Source organism: Edaphobacter sp., assembly GCF_028283685.1.
Classification (GTDB): Bacteria; Acidobacteriota; Terriglobia; order Terriglobales; family Acidobacteriaceae; genus Edaphobacter.
The window spans coordinates 94829-115955 of sequence record NZ_JAPWKF010000007.1; the positions used below are offsets into that span (position 1 = coordinate 94829).

General features: G+C 60.4%; 13 protein-coding genes and 1 tRNA gene. 6 read left to right on the forward strand and 8 right to left on the reverse strand.

The features are described from left to right. Window positions 1–509: 509 nt before the first annotated feature. Both PW789_RS11275 and PW789_RS11280 read left to right on the forward strand, forming a co-directional pair. Complete coding sequence (locus PW789_RS11275; RefSeq protein WP_299376021.1) at window positions 510–2753, forward strand: carboxypeptidase-like regulatory domain-containing protein; 2244 nt, start codon at window positions 510–512, stop codon at window positions 2751–2753. After that, window positions 2674–3648 carry a hypothetical protein gene (locus tag PW789_RS11280; RefSeq protein ID WP_299376024.1) on the forward strand — a complete coding sequence of 325 codons (975 nt, stop codon included), beginning with the start codon at window positions 2674–2676 and terminating at the stop codon, window positions 3646–3648. Before PW789_RS11275 ends, PW789_RS11280 begins: the two co-directional genes overlap by 80 nt. Before the next feature lie 82 nt (window positions 3649–3730). On the opposite strand, the gene PW789_RS11285 is transcribed toward PW789_RS11280, so the two are convergent. After that, on the reverse strand, window positions 3731–5083 hold the full coding sequence (locus PW789_RS11285; protein ID WP_299376029.1) for a hypothetical protein: 1353 nt from the start codon (window positions 5081–5083) through the stop codon (window positions 3731–3733). A 182-nt stretch (window positions 5084–5265) separates the two neighbouring features. Between PW789_RS11285 and PW789_RS11290 the strand changes: the two genes are divergently transcribed. Beyond that, on the forward strand, window positions 5266–7680 hold the full coding sequence (locus PW789_RS11290) for a TIM-barrel domain-containing protein (RefSeq protein ID WP_367182539.1): 2415 nt from the start codon (window positions 5266–5268) through the stop codon (window positions 7678–7680). A 170-nt stretch (window positions 7681–7850) separates the two neighbouring features. On the opposite strand, the gene PW789_RS11295 is transcribed toward PW789_RS11290, so the two are convergent. Continuing rightward, window positions 7851–8039, reverse strand: coding sequence for a hypothetical protein (locus PW789_RS11295; RefSeq protein ID WP_299376032.1), 189 nt, complete (start codon window positions 8037–8039; stop codon window positions 7851–7853). Between PW789_RS11295 and PW789_RS11300 the strand changes: the two genes are divergently transcribed. Continuing rightward, window positions 7966–11406 carry a carboxypeptidase regulatory-like domain-containing protein gene (locus PW789_RS11300; protein ID WP_299377845.1) on the forward strand — a complete coding sequence of 1147 codons (3441 nt, stop codon included), beginning with the start codon at window positions 7966–7968 and terminating at the stop codon, window positions 11404–11406. The genes PW789_RS11295 and PW789_RS11300 overlap by 74 nt on opposite strands. A 568-nt stretch (window positions 11407–11974) precedes the next feature. On the opposite strand, the gene PW789_RS11305 is transcribed toward PW789_RS11300, so the two are convergent. The 4 genes from PW789_RS11305 to PW789_RS11320 all read right to left on the reverse strand — a co-directional run bounded on the left by PW789_RS11305 (window position 11975) and on the right by PW789_RS11320 (window position 14623). Next, window positions 11975–12050, reverse strand: a tRNA-Ala gene (locus PW789_RS11305). 116 nt (window positions 12051–12166) lie between these two features. Beyond that, a complete protein-coding gene (locus tag PW789_RS11310; RefSeq protein WP_299376035.1) occupies window positions 12167–12427 on the reverse strand; it encodes a hypothetical protein in 261 nt (86 codons plus the stop codon). Continuing rightward, window positions 12424–13440 carry a class 1 fructose-bisphosphatase gene (fbp, locus tag PW789_RS11315; protein ID WP_299376038.1) on the reverse strand — a complete coding sequence of 339 codons (1017 nt, stop codon included), beginning with the start codon at window positions 13438–13440 and terminating at the stop codon, window positions 12424–12426. Before fbp ends, PW789_RS11310 begins: the two co-directional genes overlap by 4 nt. Before the next feature lie 91 nt (window positions 13441–13531). Continuing rightward, on the reverse strand, window positions 13532–14623 hold the full coding sequence (locus tag PW789_RS11320) for a purine nucleoside permease (RefSeq protein WP_299376041.1): 1092 nt from the start codon (window positions 14621–14623) through the stop codon (window positions 13532–13534). A gap of 64 nt (window positions 14624–14687) precedes the next feature. On the opposite strand from PW789_RS11320, the gene PW789_RS11325 reads away from it, so the two are divergent. Next, a complete protein-coding gene (locus tag PW789_RS11325) occupies window positions 14688–15995 on the forward strand; it encodes a Xaa-Pro peptidase family protein (protein ID WP_299376044.1) in 1308 nt (435 codons plus the stop codon). A 446-nt stretch (window positions 15996–16441) separates the two neighbouring features. Here the strand turns inward: PW789_RS11325 and PW789_RS11330 are convergent, their stop codons facing one another. Both PW789_RS11330 and PW789_RS11335 read right to left on the reverse strand, forming a co-directional pair. Continuing rightward, on the reverse strand, window positions 16442–18382 hold the full coding sequence (locus PW789_RS11330) for a CocE/NonD family hydrolase (RefSeq protein WP_299376048.1): 1941 nt from the start codon (window positions 18380–18382) through the stop codon (window positions 16442–16444). Between the two features lie 83 nt (window positions 18383–18465). After that, a complete protein-coding gene (locus PW789_RS11335; RefSeq protein WP_299376051.1) occupies window positions 18466–20340 on the reverse strand; it encodes a M14 family metallopeptidase in 1875 nt (624 codons plus the stop codon). Window positions 20341–20437: 97 nt separating this feature from the next. On the opposite strand from PW789_RS11335, the gene PW789_RS11340 reads away from it, so the two are divergent. Then, window positions 20438–21103 (forward strand): O-methyltransferase, encoded by a 666-nt coding sequence (locus PW789_RS11340; protein WP_299376053.1) that lies wholly within the window; start codon window positions 20438–20440, stop codon window positions 21101–21103. Window positions 21104–21127 lie beyond the last annotated feature (24 nt).

The window sequence follows — 21127 nt, forward strand, 5'->3', positions numbered from 1 at the left end:
TCAGAGATCACGATATGGGGAGTCTGTGCATCCGTCGAAAAAATCAATTACCAGGACGGCCGATCTCAAATGCGGCGAGCGTGTTCCTGTGCATGGAAACAGTCCGATGACCGTATCGGCATCCGTCCTGAAGTGACGGAAGAATTGCATGACGGACCGTTCAACTTCTGGTTTTGAGCTCTTTTCCCCTTCCCTAAACCAGCTCGGTGACAGTTGCTATATCTACTCTTTTAGAGCGTTTACCGCCGGCGTGATTCATTAATAGCAGCAAAATAATATTAAACATAAACAAATAATTAAAAAGATATTGATTAAGAAGCAAAACGTAAGCATACTCTCTCCACACGTCACAAAGGTTTTTTCTTCCGAGAGGTCATGCCATGTTCTGTCTCAACGGTCCCGCACGTCTTTGCGATATCCCCCGGTCATCAGGCAGATGGTCCATATTCCAGCGTCTTCTGATGGCTCTCCTGCTGTTGGGATTTACCGCTTCAGGAAGGTCGCAGACTGTGAACGCAACCTTGCGTGGCACCGTTATGGACGCGACCGGCGGCGTCGTGGCCAAGGCTCAGATCTCGCTCTACGAGCCGGTGACCGGCCAAAAAGTACGCGACACCACCTCCACCGACAATGGCGACTTCGAACTCAGCGAACTAAAGCCTGGAACTTACGAGCTGCGTTGTAATGCGTCCGGCTTCAAACAGTTTGTGGCGCAGAACATCATCCTCGACAGCGGCCAGGTGCGCCGAGTGAATCCATCACTCGCACTTGGCGCGACGACGGAAGAGGTCACCGTCTCAGCGGGAGCTGCGGTCATCTCGACCGAATCGTCCACGCTCGCTGGCCTGTTCACAGCGAAGCAGCACGACGACTCCCCTCAGGTCACGATCTACCCCTCGACATACTCCATGTTGACAACCCTCTCCGGCGTGCAGGGTGGCACGGGATCTCCGATTGCGAATGGTCAGACACAACAGCAGCAGTCGCAGACCTTCGACGGTATTGCAAACGATCTTCAGGGCAACCAGAGCAACAATGCCAACTTCTTTGAACAGGTCTCGGCCTCGCTCTTCAACGCTCCCGCCGAGAGCGCCGTTCCTGTGCAGATCAACATGGTGACGAAGCGCGGCAGCAATACATTCCACGGCAGTGCCAGCTACCGCATCTACGACTCCGTCTTCAATGCGCGCGGCTACTTCGATACCCAAAAGATTCCCTATCTGCAGCACGAGTGGAATCTCGAGGGCGGAGGCTACATCTGGCGCGATCGCACCTTCTTCTACGGTCAGTGGTTTGCGCAGAAGATTCCCCTCGGCTACCAGACGCGTGCAAGTGTTCCCACCGCGGCATGGCGCTCCGGTGTCTTTTCGTCGCCCATCATCGATCCGCAGACCGGTCTGCCCTTCCCCAATAACACCATCCCGGCCTCGCGCATCAGCCCGGTAGCCAAAGCCTTTCAGGACAACTACCTTCCAGCCCCAAACATTGGGCCCGCAACAAGCGCCGTCAACAACTATGCCTTCCAGTTCCCCTTCAACAGCGACCTCTATCGCGGCGACTGGCCCTTGGCCCGCATCGATCATCAGTTGACGAAGAACAACTCCTTTTTTGTGCGCTGGCTGATGCGTCAGACACCTTACGTCCTCAACAATGGCCTCCCCATCCTGGTGTGGACTCGTAACCGGCGTCATCAGCAGTGGGCTGCGGGTGACACGCACCTCTTCACGCCGCAGATGATTAATGAGTTCCGCTTCGGCTACTCCACCGACTACATGGTGGACGGACAGAGCAACGCCGGGCAAACGCCTCCTGACGGAGCCCAGGTGCTGGCGACCACAGGCCTGCAGGGATCGAACCCAGGCAACAGCATCGGACAGGGATTTCCCAGCATCTCCATTACTGGACTTACAGCACTCACAAATGTCGCTGGCGGCACCAAAGCAAACAATCACATGACCACATTCGTGGACACGTTCACCTGGCAGAAGGGACGTCACGTCCTGAAGTTCGGAGGCTCAGCGGTCCGCTTCAGCAACTTTTACGGCTTCGTGAACGACTACGGTACGTTTACCTTCGACGGTTCCATCTCTAAATCAGGTACTGCAACGACCGAATCGGCCTATGCCGACTTTCTGCTTGGGCTTCCGCGGCAGAGCCAGCGCACAAACCCGCTAGGAGCCCGCGAACAAACGTTGAACGAGTACGGTCTTTTCGCGCAGGATTCATTCAAGATTTCGCCAAAACTGAACATCGACTACGGCCTGCGCTGGGATATCTATGGCACACCAACAGCCGCCGACCACCTGATGTACAACTTTGACCCAACCACGGGGAACGTCATCGTCGATCCGTCCGGAATTTCAAAGGTGAGTCCGTTCTATCCCAATACCATCAGGGTCCAGTCTGGCAGTGTGCGCGCTCTGGTCGACAAGACCAACGTCGCTCCGCGTATAGGCGTGGCATACCAATTGACCAGCCACTCCGTCGTCCGTGGAGGCTACGGTCTTTACATCTCGCGCCTGGGATCATCAGGCACCTTCAACAACTTTCTTCCGATCAACCCTCAGCTTGGATCAACCGGGCCGTTCTCAATCAGTGAGGTCTACAACAACTCTCCGAACGGAAGCGCCTTCTCCTTCCCTAACCCCTATCCATCGAACACCGGGCACGGCAGTGGCTCCCAGCCAAAGCATCGTTGGCTACCCGCTCCAAACCGAACACGGCCACATCCACCAGTTCAGCGCGACCTATGAGATCGAACTGAAGAGCACGGGCTTCCGCGTATCGTATGTCGGCTCCAGAAGTACGGGACAGAACTACTCTGTGAACATTAACAAGCCGATGCCAGGCACAACACCCTTCACAGCATCGAGCAATCCATATCCTCAGTTCGTATCCGCGACGATGACCCGCTATAACGGCAGCGCCAACTACAACGGTCTGCAGTTCGACGTTCGTCGCCGTGTCGGCTCGCTTACCTTCTCCGCCAACTACTCCCTGTCGAGCAGCCAGGCAAACTATCTAAACACTGAGAATCCATACAACCTGCTGTCTCGCTATGCGAACGATGGCATGACACGCCGGCACTACAGCTCCGGTACGCTGACCTATGCGCTTCCCTTCGGCCACGGCCGCCATTATTTGAACGGCGCCGGAGGCCTGACGGAACGTGTGGTGGGCGGCTGGTCGACCAACGTAATGACCTACTTGGCGTCAGGCATCTACTTTTCGCCATCATTCTCCGGCTCCGATCCCTCCAACACAAATACCTTGAGTGGTCTCCCGGACCTGGTCGGTGATCCGAACAATGTCCCTGGAGGGAAATCGAAGACAAACTGGTTCAATATGGCTGCCTTCGCAGTTCCGCAACAGGGACACTTCGGCAATGCGCTACCGAACAGCCTGGAGGGCCAAAACCTATATCAGACTCACGTTTCGTTGATTAAAAGTACTCCCATCACCGAGCGCGTAAAGTTCAACTTCGTCACACAGATCTCTAACCTGTTCAATCACGCGCAATTCCTCAATCCCAGTGGAAATATTAGTTCTGCAAGTGGCAGCCAGTTCACGAGTCAGATCGGAACCTTCGACTCCTATGAAGTGGCCAAGCCCAGGAACATCACCTTCCAGGGAGCATTCGTCTTCTAAGTAGCAATCAAAGTCTTGGCAGGGCCTCGCAGCTGGTATGCGAGGCCCTTTCTGTTGAGCCCGTCACTACAGATATTCCGAACTACCAGATGTGGACTGCAATAACCTCGCCCGGTGCAGGCTTGAAGTCGCTCACCTTGATATGCAACAGGATCTGTAGATTGCGTTGACGCCAATCCTTAGCGGCCGAATGTTCGAACTTGCTGAGCCTCTCGGGATTGAAGACAAACTCCGTGGCAGCAAGCGTGCCGTACTGTCCCAGTCCTGCAACGCTGATTATGGGCGAGGATCCATCCTGCGGCAGCAGACGCGAGATGATGGCATAGTCTTCGGTGTCGTGCGCGTCCTGCGAGGCGCGCAGCACCCACGCCTGCTCTGGTCTCTCACGATCCTGAATGCGATTGCGGGAGACAAAGAAAAATCGCAGGTTCTTCGTCAGCTCACGTGTCATCGGGTTGTTAAACCCGCCCACTAGAACCGTTGGGCTGCTTCGAATCTCCGCGAAGGAGATGTCATTGGAAAAGCGCTCCTGGAATGGCTTCTGCAGCCGCGTCAGGTTCGAAACCGTTACCGATATGGCTGCTACGTCACCCAGCGCCACAAAGCTGTCGGGCGCCGGATGCATTCCCGAAGAACGTATTGTCGTGTCGGGACTGAGGTCCGGGAAGAATTCCATTCCGCTGCCTTCCAGATGATGGTCTCGACCATACTGATCAGCCACCTCGTCGGAGACGCGATAGACGGCATTGCTTCCCACCGAGATCAGCGCAGGCTTTGGGCTGATGAGCAGAGGTTGCCAAAAATCCCTGACCGCCTTCTCTTGCTTGGATTGTCCTACATGAACCAGGATTCCTGCGACGCCAAACAGAATGATGATCGCCAGCAACGCCCACAACCATCGCGCCGGCACGCGCCAGTTCGGCGCCTCAACCTCTGTCGGCTTCTTATTCTGGTGCGCGAGTGGCGCTGGAGCTTCCACAGGCGACAGCAGCGGACCCTCTGTCCCCGCCACAACCAGGTGTTCGTCATTATGTGATACGAGGTCGACTCTCCCCCAGAAGAACGTCGCCTTGTAGGATCCCGGGGGGATCTGGATCGTCACCTTGGGTGCCTGCTCAAGAGACTGATAGAACTGGGCCAACCTCTTGCGCACTTCAGAGGCGCGCAGACGTACCACCGGGTCATCGTTGGTGTCATAGTTCGGAGGACGCCCAAAGACTGCATTGCCGATGACACGTTCGCGCAACGAACCGTCGTCTGAGTTCAGGGTATGCGTAACAACATAAGAGAGAAAACGCCGACACTGCTGTGAACCACGGAAAGGGGTGCTCTCCATGAGCGTCTCCAGCTGGTCGAGAATGATCTTCTTCTCTTCGCTCGATACCAGTGTCGACGCCAAGGGGTTCACCTGCTCCATCTCTGAGATTCTCGTCATCGGCATCCCCCGCAGCAGAGGTATAGTACGTCCCCAAACTACGTCAGTCAATCAATTGGAATCAATCAGTTAGGTGCCGCGTACCGTAGCCTCCGCGTACCGAACCTTGTCAGGCAGTTACAGGCTCCCGTGTAGTTCTCCGCGACTTCCGATTCACAAAATCGACATAGTCAGGAGCTCATTTGTTTTCATCCGGTTCTATCTTTGCCAGTCTTGGCGCGCCATCCCACTCGCGCACTGCGGCCCTTCGCCTTATTGCCGCCGGCTCCACGCTATTCCTTCCGGCCCTCACTCTCTCTGCCCAGCAACTTCAACTGCAGCGCGGCGAAGCCACCGTCCTGGTAGAACCATACGCACACAACATCGTTCGCATCAGCATGAGTCTCAGACGTGAGGATGCCCTCGCGGCCCCCGGTTACGGCATTCTCGCCAAGCCATCTGGAAGCGGATGGTCAGCCACTCGCGGTCCCGACGGCGATCTCCTCCACTCAGATCACCTTCGCATCGCAGTCGCCCCGCAGGGTGAGCAGCGTCCATCTACCGGCACCCACGCTGACATCGCGAAGTTCTTCAACGGCTCTGCTCCATGGGTCGGCCTCAGTATCTCCCGCGCCGACGGCACGCCGCTCGTCCACCTCACCGGCTGGCAGATGGCCGTGCCCAACTACAAGGACGGCACCTCGCAGATCAACTACGACCGCCGCCCCACCGACCCGCCTTTCTATACCGTCGGCGCCGGCCTCTCGGCCGCGTCCGACGAGCACGTCTACGGCCTGGGGCAAAACCAGGAGGGCTACCTCGACCGCCGCGGCCACGTCCTCAACTGCGCCCACGACTACAACGCCCCCTCCGGACAGAGCGTCTGCGTCCCCTTCTACCTCACCAGCAAGGGATACGGCATCGTCTGGGACAACCCCTCGAAGACGCAGTTCGCCTTCGGCTTCAACGATGAAGACCGTATCTCCAGCCAGGTGGGCCAGCGTGTCAGCTTCTTCGTCATCGTCGGTGACTACGACGCCATCTATCGCGGCTACCGCCTGCTCACCGGCGATACGCCCATCCCACCCAAGTCCGCCTTCGGCTACATCCAGTGCAAGCAGCGCTACACCTCGCAGGCCGAGCTGATGGCCGTCGCCCACGGCTATCGCGACCGCCACCTGCCCATCGACGATCTCGTCGTCGACTGGTTCCACTACACCCGAATGGGCCAGATGGACATGGATCCGGCAAAGTGGCCCGATCCGACGGCCATGAACCGCGAGCTGCACGACCTGCACTTCCACACCATGATCAGCGTCTGGCCGCGCTTCGTTCCTGAGAGCCGCTACTACGCTACCGTGCTGAAGAACGGCTGGTTCGAGAAGCTCGCCGACGGCACGCCCACCAACGGCCTGCCCTACGACCGCGCAGGCTCCGACATCGACACCACCAACCCCGACGCCGCAAAGTGGTTCTGGGGCATCGTGAATGAGAACTACGTCGCCAAGGGCTTCGACGCCTTCTGGGCCGACGAGACCGAGCCCGACCTGCCGCCCAACGGCAGCTACTTCCACATCGGCCCCGGCACGCAGTTCTTCAACGTCTATCCCCTCTTCCACACCGCCGCCTTCTACAACGGTATGCGGCGCGATATGCATCAGCGGGCGCTCATCCTCTCGCGCGACAGCTACCTCGGCGCGCAGCACAACGGCGCCATCTTCTGGTCCTCCGACATCGACGCCAAGTGGGACACGCTGCGCCGCCAGGTGCCCACCGGCATCAACTTCACCGCCAGCGGCATGCCCTACTGGTCCAACGACATCGGCGGCTGGCAATACCCGGCAGCCACACACACTCCGGCGCACCCGCCGTTGCTCGATCCCTCCGACGCCCGCGCCAACATCGGAAACTACGACGACTATCCCGAGCTCTACACCCGCTGGTTCGAGTACGGCGTCTTCCAGCCCAACTTCCGCTCCCATGGCTCGCGCCCCGAAAACGAGGTCTGGAGCTACGGCAAACAGGCGCAGCCCATTCTCGAGAAGTACCTGCGCCTGCGCTACCAGCTGATGCCCTACCTCTACTCGCTTGGGTACACGGCCAACCAGACCGGCGCGCCGTTTATGCGCGCACTCTTCCTCGACTTCCCCAATGACCCCAACGTGGCCGACCTCGGCGATGAGTACATGTTCGGCCCGGCCTTCCTCGTCGCTCCCGTCACCGAGCAGGGCGCCACCACACGCTCCGTCTACCTGCCCGCAGGCACCGACTGGTACAACTTCTGGACCCGCGAGCGCTTGCGCGGCGGCCAGCGCATCAGCGTCGCCGCTCCCATCGACACCATCCCGCTCTTCGTCCGCGCCGGGTCCATCCTTCCTCTTGGTTCACCGGTAGAGAGCACCGAAGACAGGCAGACCATCGCCAGCCTCCGCGTCTATCCCGGCCGCGACGGCGACTTCACCCTCTACAACGACGACGGCAAAACCTACGCCTACGAAAAAGGCGACTTCACCCTCACCCGCCTGCACTGGGACGACGCCCGGCACAAGCTCGCCGCCGACGGCCCCGCACTGGGCAGCGGCTCCATCGACAGCCTGATCGAGGTGGTTCACCCATGAGCCGCGCCGCCCCTCACCCACCGACCTTCGCCCTGAGCCGCAAAGGCACACACACCGCAGATGCACCCGCTCCGCAACGCGCAACGATAAGACACTCCTCCGGAGGCACGAACGCCATGAAACTCCATCGAAGAAATAAGTCTGAATTTCCCCTCTTCCTAGCCCTCGCTCTACTCCCTCACCACTCTGCTCACACCGCTCGCGCTCCACGCGCAGACCACGGCCAGCCTTACCGGCACCGTACTCGACAGCACCGGCGCCATCGTCCCCAACGCGCACGTCGTTCTGACCGAAGAGAGCAGCAAGGACCGCCGCGAGCTCGACACCAACAGCTCCGGCTTCTTCAACTTCGCAGGCATCAAGCCCGGCACCTACACCCTCAACGCCACCGCGCAGGGATTCAAGCAGCTTGAGCAGAAGGGCCTCGTCGTCAACCCCGGCGACACCCGCAACCTCAGCCTCTCGCTCACCGTCGGCACCAGCACCGAGCAGATCACCGTCGAGTCCACCGTCGGCGAGGTCGCGCCCGTCGACTCCGGCGAGCGCTCCGCCCTGCTCTCCACCAAGGACATCCAGCGCCTCACCATCCAGAGCCGCAACATCTCCGAGCTGCTCAAGATCCTTCCCGGCGTCACCACCACGGCCAACGGCGTCGGCAACGGCCCCGGCTTCAACTTCAACGACGCCTCCTCCTCCGGCTCGGCCATCGGCGTGGGCCTCAGCACCAACGGAGCGCCCTATCGCGGCGGCACGGCGTACCTGCTCGACGGCGCCAGCATCATCGACCCCGGCTGCGCCTGCTGGTCCATCGCCACCGTCAACCCCGACATGACGCAGGAGGTGAAGGTGCAGACCTCCAACTTCGGCGCCGACGCCCCGCAGGGCCCCATCGTCGTCAACGCCATCAGCCGCTCCGGCTCCTCCGTCTTCCACGGACAGGCCTACATCTACGCCCGCAACGGCGTGCTCAACTCCAACACCTGGCAGAACAACAACGCCGGCGTGAAGCGCCCCGAGGACGCCTACTACTATCCCGGCGGCAGCATCGGCGGTCCCGTCCTCATCCCCGGCACCAACTTTAATAAGAGCCGCAAGCTGCTCTTCTGGGCAGGCTACGAGTACTTCTGGCAGAACCTCGGATCCTCCGCCCCGCTGCAGTCCTACGTTCCCACCGCGGCCATGCGCGCGGGCAACTTCTCCGCCGCAGATCCCGACAATGCGAAGCTCTGCGCGGCCAGCGGCGGCATCGACGCCTCGCGCACCGACTTCTGCAACAACCTCACCGGCACCATCGCCCCCAACGGCGCGGCCATCACCGGCTCGCAGATCCCCAGCGCCAACCTCGATCCCGGCGCTCTCTCGCTGCTCAAGCTCTTTCCCTCCCCCAACATCGATCCCACCACCAACGCCTCGGGCTACAACTACTACTCGCCCACCAGCGCCCAGCACAACGGCTACATCTACCGCGTGCGCGGCGACTACAACATCAGCGACCACGACAAGGTCTACGTCAGCTTCCAGCACGGGCACGACGTCGGCGTCAGCTTCGCGCACATCTACTACACGCCGTCCTACTCCATCGCCTACCCCGGCGGAAATCTCCTCAGCCCCGTCAATTCCAACGTCGTCTCCGGCAGCTGGATTCACATCTTCGGCTCGGCGATGACCAACGAGGTGCGCATCTCCATGGGCCACCTCAGCAACCCCTTCACCGCCACCGACCTCAACGCGCTGGCCATCAGCACGCTGGGATATCCCTACGGCACCGCCTATCCCAACGCCTCAACACTGGTGCCCTCCATCAACTCCGCCGGGGCCCGCACCTTCCCCGACATCTCGCAGCCCGACCTCTTCCAGCAGGGCGGCACCTACAACACCATCAAGTCCTCGCCCTCCGTGACCGACGACTTCAGCTTTATATACAAAAACCACAGCTTCAAGATCGGCGGCTACTGGGCACGCGCCGGAAACAAGCAGGGCACCTACGGCTCGCCCAATGGCTCGCTCTCCTACGCCAGCGGCCAGAAGACCGATGCCATCACCGGCCTCACCATCGGCTCCGTCAATCCGCTGGCCAACTTCCTGATGGGCGTCACCAGCGGCTTCACCCAATCCAATATCAACCCCGTAAACGACATGTACTACACCACGGTCGCGGGCTATGTGCAGGACAACTGGAAGATCACCTCGCGCCTGATGCTCAACCTCGGCCTGCGCCTGGATCACGTCGGCCGCTGGCAGGATCGCAGCGGCGTCGGTCTCGCGGTCTGGCGTCCGGAGAAGTATGCCTCCGAGCTGGGCACCTCGCTCTACCCCGGCGTCAGCTGGCATGCCCTCGACGGTTCGCTACCCAACGGCGGATCGCCCGTGCAGGCCGTCTTCCTCGAACCGCGCCTCGGCTTCGCCTACGACCTGCACGGCAACGGCAGAACCGTTCTCCGTGGCGGATGGGCCATCTATCGTTGGAACGACCAGTTCAACGACTACGCCGGGCCGCTCGGCACCTCGCAGGGCATCAAGACTTATAACTCGCCCAGCGGACAGGCCATCACCCTGGCCGAGATCAGTGCGCTCGGCAAGAACAGCTCCGCCCTCGGCTCCGCCGCCTCCAGCGTCTACGCCACCAGTCAGGACGACGACCAGGTCGGCAACACCTACGCCTATAACTTCACCATCTCGCAGCAGCTGCCCTACAACTCCCTGCTCGAGGTCGCCTACGTCGGCAACAACTCCACCGACCTGCTGATGGGAGGCCAGAGCGGCTCATCCGGCATCGGCGGCGCCAACTTCATCAACCAGAACAAGATTCCTCTCGGTGGACTCTTCCGTCCCGATCCCGTTACCGGGGCGCCCGCGCCCTCCGACCCCGAGAACGTCTCCAACATCGTCGACTACTACCCCTATCGCGCCGGTTACGGCACCAACTCCATCACCGTCGCCACCCACGTCGGATACTCCAACTACAACGGCATCCAGGCCAGCTGGCTCAAGCGCTCGGGCCGCCTCTCCTACAACATCAACTACACCTACTCCAAGGCGCTGGGCATCGTGAACTCCACGGTCGACGCCTTCAGCGTCCACGGCAACTACGGCGTGCTCAACATCGACCGCCCACACGTGGTCAACACCTCATATGCCTTCGACCTCGGCACGCCCGTCCACGGCCACAAGCTGGTTGAGGGAGTCGTCAATGGCTGGACGCTCTCCGGCACCACCACCTGGCAGGCGGGCGGCAACCTGCAGGCCAACTCCTCGCAGAACCTCGGCCTGACCATCCTCAACACCACCCTCAACCACACCATCGGCTCCTCCACCTACTTCGGAACGCCGGTGCAGTCCGTGCTCCCCATCCTCACCTGCAACCCAACCTCCAGCCTGAAGCAGAACCAGAAGATCAACATGGATTGCTTCAGCGCTCCACCCATTGGCACGCAGGGCATCCGCCAGGCTCCGTACCTCAGCGGCCCCAGCTTCTTCAACACCGACATCGGTATCTACAAGACCTTCCACATCAACGAGCGCAACTCGCTCCAGCTTCGCGCCCAGGGCTTCAACTTCCTCAACCATCCCCTGCCCGGATTCAGCAGCACCGATCCGATCACCATCAAGCTCCAGACCGCCAACAACAGCGCCTTCAGCTCGCAGGTCAGCAACGCCAATCGCGGCATCACCGACACCAAGTTCGGCCAGCGCGTCCTGCAATTCGCACTCAAGTACAACTTCTAAACCCAGCTGCCATAACAAAGGAGAGGACCCAGAGCCGTGCCTGGGTCCTCTTCTTTAACTTCGAAACCTTTCAGTCGCCAGGTACTCAAACAAAACATCTACGGACCTCCTGGTCATCTCGGATCTGAGACGGGATGAGGCTGCGTCTCTGCGATGACACGATCCGTAGCGTATAAGCCGATGCGATATTGGAATATGTTCCGGCTGGCGATGCCGAGCACCTTGTTCCGCCCACCAGGACAAAGGTGATGAACCTTACGCTTCATCACCTGGACGTTCGAGCCAGGGCCCCGGCGAGCGCAGCCCGCGACGGCGACAAGATCGCGCTAGAAACTATTTCGATACGTCCCCTCTTCCTCTGGAAGGAACAGGAGTTCAGTGCCTCCATGACCGATACCTTTCACGATCCCCGGTATGTCCAGTCGATCGGGGACGAGAAGAAGAGCGGGAGAAAAGATCGTTTCTCTTGTGAAGGATGAACCGGCTGCGTAAGCGCCGCTAATGGGACCCACACAGCATTTGTGCTGCTTATTGGCCCCAGATTTCATTTATGTGGATTTGAGTTATTTGGTGGAGCTGAGCGGGATCGAACCGCTGACCTCCTCGTTGCGAACGAGGCGCTCTCCCAACTGAGCTACAGCCCCACTCCACCCGACGAACCAGCCTCATGCTTCAGGCAGGCAACGTCATTTTGCGACTCGCTTAGTGTAGCAGGAAGCCGCCGCGCCTCCAAGATGTTCGTCCACGCAACCTGCTACCTCTATGGAGAAGCCGTCAGCACATGCCCCGTCACCACGGTCTCCTGCAACAGCGGCTTCTCTACCTGGTGCCAGAGCTCCCCCTCGTGCTCCACCACGCTAAGCACCGGCACTTCAAGCCGCGCCCCGCTCCGAGCCACGGCCTCCAGCATCCCGGCATCCCCTGGACGAAACTCCGTGCGGTCCAACTGCACCAGCCAGCGTTGCCGCCCTGCTTCACGCCGCTCCTCGACAATATCCATCACCACTGCCGTAAAGCTCACTTCGTCGCAACTCCCGCCAGTATCTCCTTCAGGGCTTCCATCTCGCGCTTGCTGCCAACGCAGAACGGCGTCCGCTGATGAATCCCCTCCGGCTTGATATCCAGTATCCGTCCCGCACCGCTCGTCGCTATGCCGCCAGCCTGCTCTGCGATAAACGCCAGAGGATTGGCTTCATATAGCAGCCGTAGCTTGCCCTTCGCCTGCTTCTCCGTCGGCGGATACAGAAACACGCCGCCCTTCAGCAAGGTGCGATGAAAGTCCGCCACCAGGCTGCCGATGTAACGCGAGCTGTACGTCTTGCCCAGGCCGCCATCGCGCAGCAGCGCCACGTAGTGGCGATACTCCTCCGGCCACGTCGCCGCATTGGCCTCGTTGGTCGAGTAGTAGCTGCCCTGCTCCGGCATCTTCATCTGCTCCTCGCTCAGCACAAACGCGCCGATCGTCGGGTCCAGCGTAAAGCTGTGCACGCCATTGCCCGTCGTATACACCAGCACCGTCGACGGCCCATAGACCACGTACCCCGCGGCTACTTGCCGGAACCCCTGCTGCAGAATCGACTCCTCCAGCGTTCCCAGCTCCGCAGGCATCCTGCGCAACACGCTGAAGATCGTGCCGACATTCACATTCACGTCGATGTTGCTCGAGCCGTCCAGCGGGTCGAAGACGATGATGTACTTGCCCGTCTCCGCATCGCGATTGAACGTCACCGGCTCCTCGTCCTCTTCGCTCACCAGCGCGGCAACGCTGTCACGCAGCCCCAGGCAGTGCAGCAGAGCCTGGTTGGCATAGACGTCCAGCTTCTGCTGCTGCTCGCCCTGCACATTCTCCGCGCCCGCCGCGCCCAGCACATCAGCCAGCCCCGCCTGCCGAATCTTCGCTTCAATCATCTTCGTCGCCAGCGTGATGCCGCTCAGCAGCCAGCTGAAGGTTCCCGACGCCTCGCGCCCACTCGCCTTCATCTGCTCCTGCTGCTGCTGGAGAATATGCTGCTGCACCGTCGTAATCATCGCCATCGCGGGTCCGCCTCAGAAAATAAGATCTCGTAAAACAAAATCATCAGCTCTTCCTTACATTATCCATCCCGCACATTATCCATCCCGCCGATTACCGCGCGACACCTTCCGGCAGCCGTCCCGCAAGAATCTCCTTCGCCACGCGACTACCCACCCGATAGGCCGACTCCAGAGAAGCGTCATACCCCGTAAAGGCAGCATGCTTCTCGCTATTGGCGCTCTGCTCCGCCGTCATGCCGTCCGGCTGACGATCGAAGTTGCTCGCCGTCCGCAGCAGCAGAGCCCGGTTCCAATCCGCCTTCCCCTGCTTCGTCAAGGAGTACAGCGCCACCATCGCTCCGGAGTCGTTCATCGAGGTTGTGCCCATCGTCGCCATACCGTCCGTCGCATAGCTCACCCAGCGATGCGCCCAGTCATCCATCCGCGCGCCATGCCAGAACGTCTCCGTCGCAATATTGGCGCCAATCGACACCTTCGGTGGTCCGGCAGCCAGCGGGTTGTTCGCATACCGCCTCCCCAGCGTCTTCATCGCATCGTTCTGCGGCAACGACACATCCTTCGTCAAGCCGAACGCCCAGCGCAGCAGCACCGGATTCATCTTCACCACCGTCCCTCGCCAGTTGATCTGCGCCTCATCCTTCTTCCACGTCCGCACATCTTCGGCCGAACCCGCCTCCACCCTCGGCTGCTCCTCCGGTCTGCTCTTGTCGATCGCGTAATAACCGTCCTGCCAGCTCCCCGGCATCTCTCGCGGGTCGATAAAGTGCAGCAGGTCGCCGTTCACCACGTAATCCGTCCAGAACGCCGCCCCCAGCGCTCCGTCCTTCGGTGAAACCCCTGCAATGCCATTGATGATCCAGTAGCTCTGCCGCAGGTCGAAACGCGCATCCGCTCCCAGCGCCATCAGGTTCACCGCCGGACGAATCTGCCCCGGCCCAACTACCGCCAGGATCTCCGAGCCATCCGCATTCGCCCGCACGACATGCGACATTCCCGGCACGTCGATGACGCGATCCAGGTGATCCCGTTCGATCCACAACTGAGCTTCGCCAGGCCGGTCTCCCGTATCCTTGCCCACCTCGAAGTAGGCCACCACCACCACCTTCGGCCGCAGAATCTCGGCTCGCCCGGCCGCGACGCCTGCAAACGCAACCGCCAACGCAATCCAGCGATACTTGAACATCTCCGTAGCCTATCGCACTCAAACAACAGACAAAGCCGTCCAAACCACGCAGTACAATCCCCTCATGCCATCAAGACGCAGCTTCCTTCTCGCCGCCTCCGCAGCGGTTGCAGCCCCTTCTCTCAGCCTCGAGGCCCAGCGCCCCGGCTCACCGTCCTCTGCCGGCATCAAGCTTCCCCCCGCCATCGCCGCGCTCACCAGCCGCAAATCCGAGCCCGTGCCCATCACCCTCGACGAGCGCGAGCATCGCGTCGAACGCGCCCGCGAGCTGCTCGCCAAAAGCAAGATCGACGCCCTCGTCATCTGCACCGGCTCCTCTCTCACCTACTTCACCGGCCTCCGCTGGGGCCAGTCCGAGCGCTTCTTCGCCTGGGTTCTCCCCGTCAAAGGCGCTCCCTTCGTCGTCTGCCCCGTCTTTGAAGAAGGCCGCGTCCGCGAGCGCATGGAAGCCAAACCCGCCACGCTCCCCCAGGCCTCCGTCACCAGGGTCTATACCTGGAACGAGGACGACAGCCCCTACGCTGTACTCGTCAAAGCACTCAAAGACGCCGGCATCTCCACCGGAAAAATCGGCATCGAGGAGCGCACCCAGTTCGCCTTCGCCGACGGCATCCAGCACGCCAGCCCGCATCTCACCGCCGTCAACGGAACCCCCATCACCGCAGGCTGCCGTGCAGTCAAGTCGGCCGCCGAGCTCGCCCTCATGCGCCTCGCCAACGACATCACCCTCCATGTCTACAAGGCTGCCTTCCAGTCCCTCGAACCCGGCATGACCAACGAGCATGTCTCCGAGCTCATCGGCCTCGGCTACAACCGCACCGGCTTCCCCGGCTACGCCTCCTGCCAGGTCGGCGAGTACTCCGCCCTGCCCCACGGCTCCCTCCAGCCCCAGGTCATTAAAGAAGGAGAGATCATCCTCCTCGACGACGGCTGCACCGTCGAAGGCTACGAGTCCGACATCTCCCGCTCCTTCGTCTTAGGCAAAGCGACCGACAAACAGAAAAAAGTCTTCGACATCGTTCACAAAGCCCAGTCCGCCGCGCTCGCCGCAGGCAAGGCCGGCGCCCCCTGCCACGCCGTCGACGACGCCGCCCGCAAGGTCGTCACCGACGCAGGCTACGGCCCCGACTACAAGCACTTCACCCACCGCCTCGGTCACGGCATCGGCCTCGACGGCCACGAATGGCCCTACCTCGTCCGCGGCAACAACACCATCCTCGAACCAGGCATGACCTTCTCCGACGAGCCCGGCATCTACATCGTCGGCGAGTTCGGCATCCGCCTCGAAGACGACTGGGTCGTCACCCCCGAGGGCGGCGACATGTTCACCCCGCAGAGCCCCTCCCTCGAAGACCCCTTCGCCAACGTTTAACTAGCCACAACAAATAAGAGCCCGCAGCCACCCAGCCGCGGGCTCTTATCTCATCTCCCACAATCACAGCTGTCATCCCGACCGAAGGCGAAGCCGCAGCGGAGGGACCTGCTTTTCGGCCACAAAAGCCTCCCAGACCCCACCTCCACCTACAAAGCTCAAATGCTGTCAACCCCACGCCAACATGCAAACGACTCAACATCCCCATTAAAATAAACAAAATAAACAACTTGCGCAGACAGTCAGCAGCTGCCCAGGCTGCCGATCCACCCCACCCCATTCGCTAAACTAAAAGTGGGCCAAAAGAAAACGGCGCCGGAAATCCCGGCGCCATCTCCTTCTAGATCAAGAATTTAGCTGCAAAATATTGATTCACAAGACTTTAGGTGGTCCACCTATAAAGCCTTTCAATCCAAGATTTTGCACCAATAAGTATAGGGCCCCCTTCAAGGCTGAGGCATCACCAGCACCTCAACTCCGCTGGCCTCGGACGAGCTCCGATACACACTCTCCGTAGCCTTCACAAACTGCTCCGGCTTCGCCAGCGGAATCTCGACGAACGTCTGAGGATTACGATCCACCAGAGGAAACCACGAGCTCTGCACCTGCACCATGATCCTGTGCCCGGCGCGAAACGTATGATTTACATCCGGCATCTCGCCGTTCACCACCGTCACCTTGCCCGGCGTCAGCGCAGCAGGCTTCTCCCAGCTGTCACGAAACTTCGCCCGCATCGGCTCCCCGCGAACCAGCTGCTCGTAGCCGCCCATCACCACCGGCGCTGCGCCAACAATCCGTTTGTTCCCCGACGATTCACCCTCCGGCGCCGGGTAGTCATATGGATAGACATCAATCAGCTTCACCACGAAGTCAGCATCCGTTCCCGTCGACGCGATCTTCAGCTTCGGCTTCACTGGCCCCGCGATCGTCACGTCCTCCGTCAACGGCTCCGACTCATACACCAGCACATCCGACCGCATCGCAGCGAACCTCTGATCATCCGCCATATAACGCTGCGGCACCGTATCGGTAGGGTAGCCAACGAACGGCACCGGATGCGCCGGGTCGCTCACATACTCATCGACGCCCGCCTTCTCCACAGGCGCCTCGAAGCTCAGCCTGCCGTTCGCATGAAAGTACAGCGTCTTCGCCACCGCAGGCTTTGGAGGCCACGCATCGTAGCTCCGCCACACATTCGTGCCCGTCTCAAAGACATAAGCCTTCGGCAGCGGCTTCGCCGGCACGCCCTTCAGATAATGCTCGAAGAACGGAAGCTCGATCTCCTTGCGGTAGAACAGCGACGTCTTCGCATTGAAGGTCACATCGCCCAGGTGATCGCCGTCGGTGCGCACCCAGCCGCCATGCGTCCACGGCCCGATCACCAGCGTGTTCATTCCCGCATTGCCCGGGTTGTATTTATCGATCGCGTGGAAGGTCTTGAACGGCCCTGACAAGTCCTCCGCGTCGAACCAGCCACCGACCTCCATCGTCGCCGCATGCACGTTCTTCATATGCCGCGACAGATCACGCTTCTGCCAGTAGTCGTCGTAAGTCGTGTGCATCAGCTGATCGTGAAACAACCAGTTCTCACCGTTCAGGTAAGCCTTGCCTGTGTCCAGGTTCCCCGTAGCCCCGGCCTCCAGCAGCGTCTTATACGTGTTCGGATCTTCCTTCGGATCAGCAGCGTGTCCACCACCGCTGCCCGCAGCCGGAATCACCGGATTCTTCTGCGGCTTGAACGCGCGGTAGAATCCATAGTTCGCTCCCAGCATGAAGGCACCGCCGTGATAGGCGTCATCACCGAAGAACAGGTCCGTCATCGGGGCCTGAGGGCTGGCCGCCTTGATCGCAGGATGCGAATCAATAATGCTCGCCGACGTGTAGAACCCCGGGTAGCTGATGCCCATGATGCCGACATTGCCGTTGTTGTTCGGCACATGCTTCAGCAGGAACTCCACCGTGTCATACATGTCGCTGGACTCATCGACATCCTTCGGAGACTTCTTCTCGTCGATGTGCGGGTTCATCTCCTCGAAGACGCCCTCACTGCCATAGCGGCCGCGCGCATCCTCGCAGACGAAGATGTAGCCCGACTCCATCAACTCCCTGCTCGTTCCCAGCATCGCCGGATACCTGTCCACACCATACGGTCCGCAGCTGTACGGAGTCTTCGTCATCAGGAATGGATACGGCCCCGCATCCTTGAACGCTCCCGTCTTCGGCACATACACCGCGGCGAACATCTTCGCTCCATCCCGCATTGGAATGCGGTACTCGTACTTGGCAAAGTGTGTCCTGACAAAATCGTCCGAAGCCGCCGGAGCCTGCGCCACCGCGCCTACGGAGACAGCAAACAAACCCATCGCAAGAGAAAACACTGCTCTCATCGTTCGTCCTTGGTTATGAAGTGGAACGCTATGAAGTTGAAACCGGATGCACGCAGTCTATCCCACGCCGAGCCTGAATCCCGTCACTTTGCCAGTGGAATCCCCTCCAGAGATCCCAACCGTCCCACCGGATACAGCCCAACGCGATTGGCCGCATACCACGGCGACCGTTCGTAGAAGAACTCCAGCCGCGCATAAGGATTCCCGGCAAAGACCGGATCGCTTGCCACCTTCTTCTCAAACTCCGACTTCAGCTGTGGATCCTTCGCCATCATCTCTCGCGACAGTTCTTCCAGCACATAAGCCTCGCCGTACTCCTTCTGCTCAAAGATGGAGTCGAAGAAGCCCCACTGCATCGCCGAATCCGGAGCCTGAGGCTCCAGCCACTCCACCGCAACCTTCGACAGACGCTGATTCAACCGCACCAGCGCCGAACCTGACGGAAAGCTCATCCGCTCGCGCACCAGAACGCAGTTGCCGAACCTGCCCGCATCGTGCATCGCCTCACCATTAAAGGTCGGATGCCGTCCCTCGAACGGCGTCTCCTGCCAGGTCATCCCCGCGCAGCGATAGGTCTCCACATCACCCGACCACGGAGCCGTCGTGCGCGTCATCTCCACCTGATGCGCAGCCAGCACATCGATCACCTGCGTCCACTGCGCCGGGATGAGATACGCCGCTGGCAGCGTCGTCTCTGCCGCCACCTTGTATCCGCTCTGAAACGGAAGCGAGACGTTCCACGGCTCATGCGTGTACCGTACCCACATTGCGCCCGAGACCGCGCTCAGCTCCCGCGTGTACTTGTAGCCGCGAAACAGGAACGGCGTTGTCTGCCCTCCCCAGCTGAGCGCCAGAGGATATTTCACATTGCTCAGCGGATGAGCGCCCATTGCTTCGGCCTCTTTGTCGGCGGCGGCGTTCAGCGCGATCAGCTTATCTGCCTCACGATTCACCATCTCCATCAGCCCGGCCAGAAGCTCGTAGTTGCCCGTCACACGCGTCTTGTAGTCCTTCAGCATGTGCAACTCGGCCAGCATTCCCGGACGCCCTTCGAGAATCATGTAGCCCGTCGAAAACCGCGGTGGATTGTCGTTGAACCCAAGTCCCTGCGAGGGATCATTATCGTTCGTCAGCGTGATGTACGTCGGAGCGGCCAGGTGTCCGTGCCCATCGACATACTTTTCGAGTGTCGGCGTCGCCACATCGTCCACCCACTTTGCCGTCGCCGCTGGCAGATTCGGCCCATCGTCGATAGTGAAGGTCACATCGTACTGATAGTCCGCGCCGTCAGTGACATGATCGTCGACGAAGAAGTCCGGCAGCCAGCGATGAAACATCGCCAGGAACGAGCGGGTCTCCGGAGCATCGGCCTTCAGATAATCGCGGTTCAGATTAAGATTCATTCCGTTTCCGCGCCATCCCATCTCCGCAGGTCCATCCTGATTGATGCGGCTGTAGCGGCTTCTGCGTTCATGCCCATCGGCGTTGTACATCGGGATAAAGACGAACACGGCGCGATCCAACAGCGCCGACTTCGACTTTGTCACCACCATGTCGCGCAACAGGGCGAGACAGGCATCCTTGCCATCCGTCTCCCCGGCGTGGATCGAGTTCTGCACCAGTACCACCGGTCGCTTCGCCGCATGAATCTCAGCCGGATCGAAGACACCATCCTTCGACACGATGACGATATCCAGATCGCGCCCCTCACCCGTCCTGCCGAACGTCTCGATCTTGACCTGTCCTGGCGCCGCCTTCTGCACGCGGTCGAGGTATGCCATCGTCGCCGCGTAGTCCGGCGTGATCGCATAGCAGGCCTTCTCCGCAGGCGTCGCCCACTCGTCGGTGCTGTTGCACGACGCGACCGTAGGAGCATCCATCAGGTGCGGCGAGGTAACCGTCTGTCCCATCGCTACAGTGCCAGCCAATAAAGCGAGACCCGCAAGACCGTTACGCATTCGTTCTCCCAACCAAGGCATCGATCAGCTTCAGTGTATCGGCAGCGGCGGCATACGGCTTGCCGCTACGGTACGATTCCCATTAGCCTTGTCTTCTATGGATCAAGGCATCTGGATCACCGTCGACCGCTACCTCACCGATCACCTCATCTCCCCGGATCACTCCATGGACGAAGCCCTGGAGGCCAACGCCTGCGCCGGTCTGCCCGCCATCGACGTTGCTCCCACGCAGGGAAAGCTGCTTCACCTGATGGCCCGTATGCAGGGCTCGCGCCGCATCCTCGAAATTGGAACCCTCGGCGGCTATTCCACCATCTGGCTGGCGAGTGCGCTGCCCGCGGACGGCAGACTGGTCACGCTCGAACTCGATCCGAAGCACGCCCAGGTGGCGATGAGCAACATCAGCCGCGCCGGACTCGCAGCGGTCGTCGATATCCGCGTCGGACCCGCGCTCGACTCGCTCGCCAAGCTCGCAGAGGAGAACTCCGGCCCCTTCGATCTCATCTTTCTCGACGCCGACAAGCCCAACAATCCGAACTATCTCGACTGGGCGATCAAGCTGTCACGTCCCGGCACCGTCATCATCGGCGATAACGTTATTCGCGACGGCGCCATCGTTGATCCAGCCAGCGAAGACCCTCGCATCATCGGCACGCGCACCTTCCTCGAAAAACTGGGCAGCGATCCGCGCCTCGATGCGACGGCGATTCAAACCGTCAGCAGCAAGGGCTACGACGGCTTTGCGCTCGCCATCGTCAAGTAGAAACGACCAAACAAAGCGGCAGGT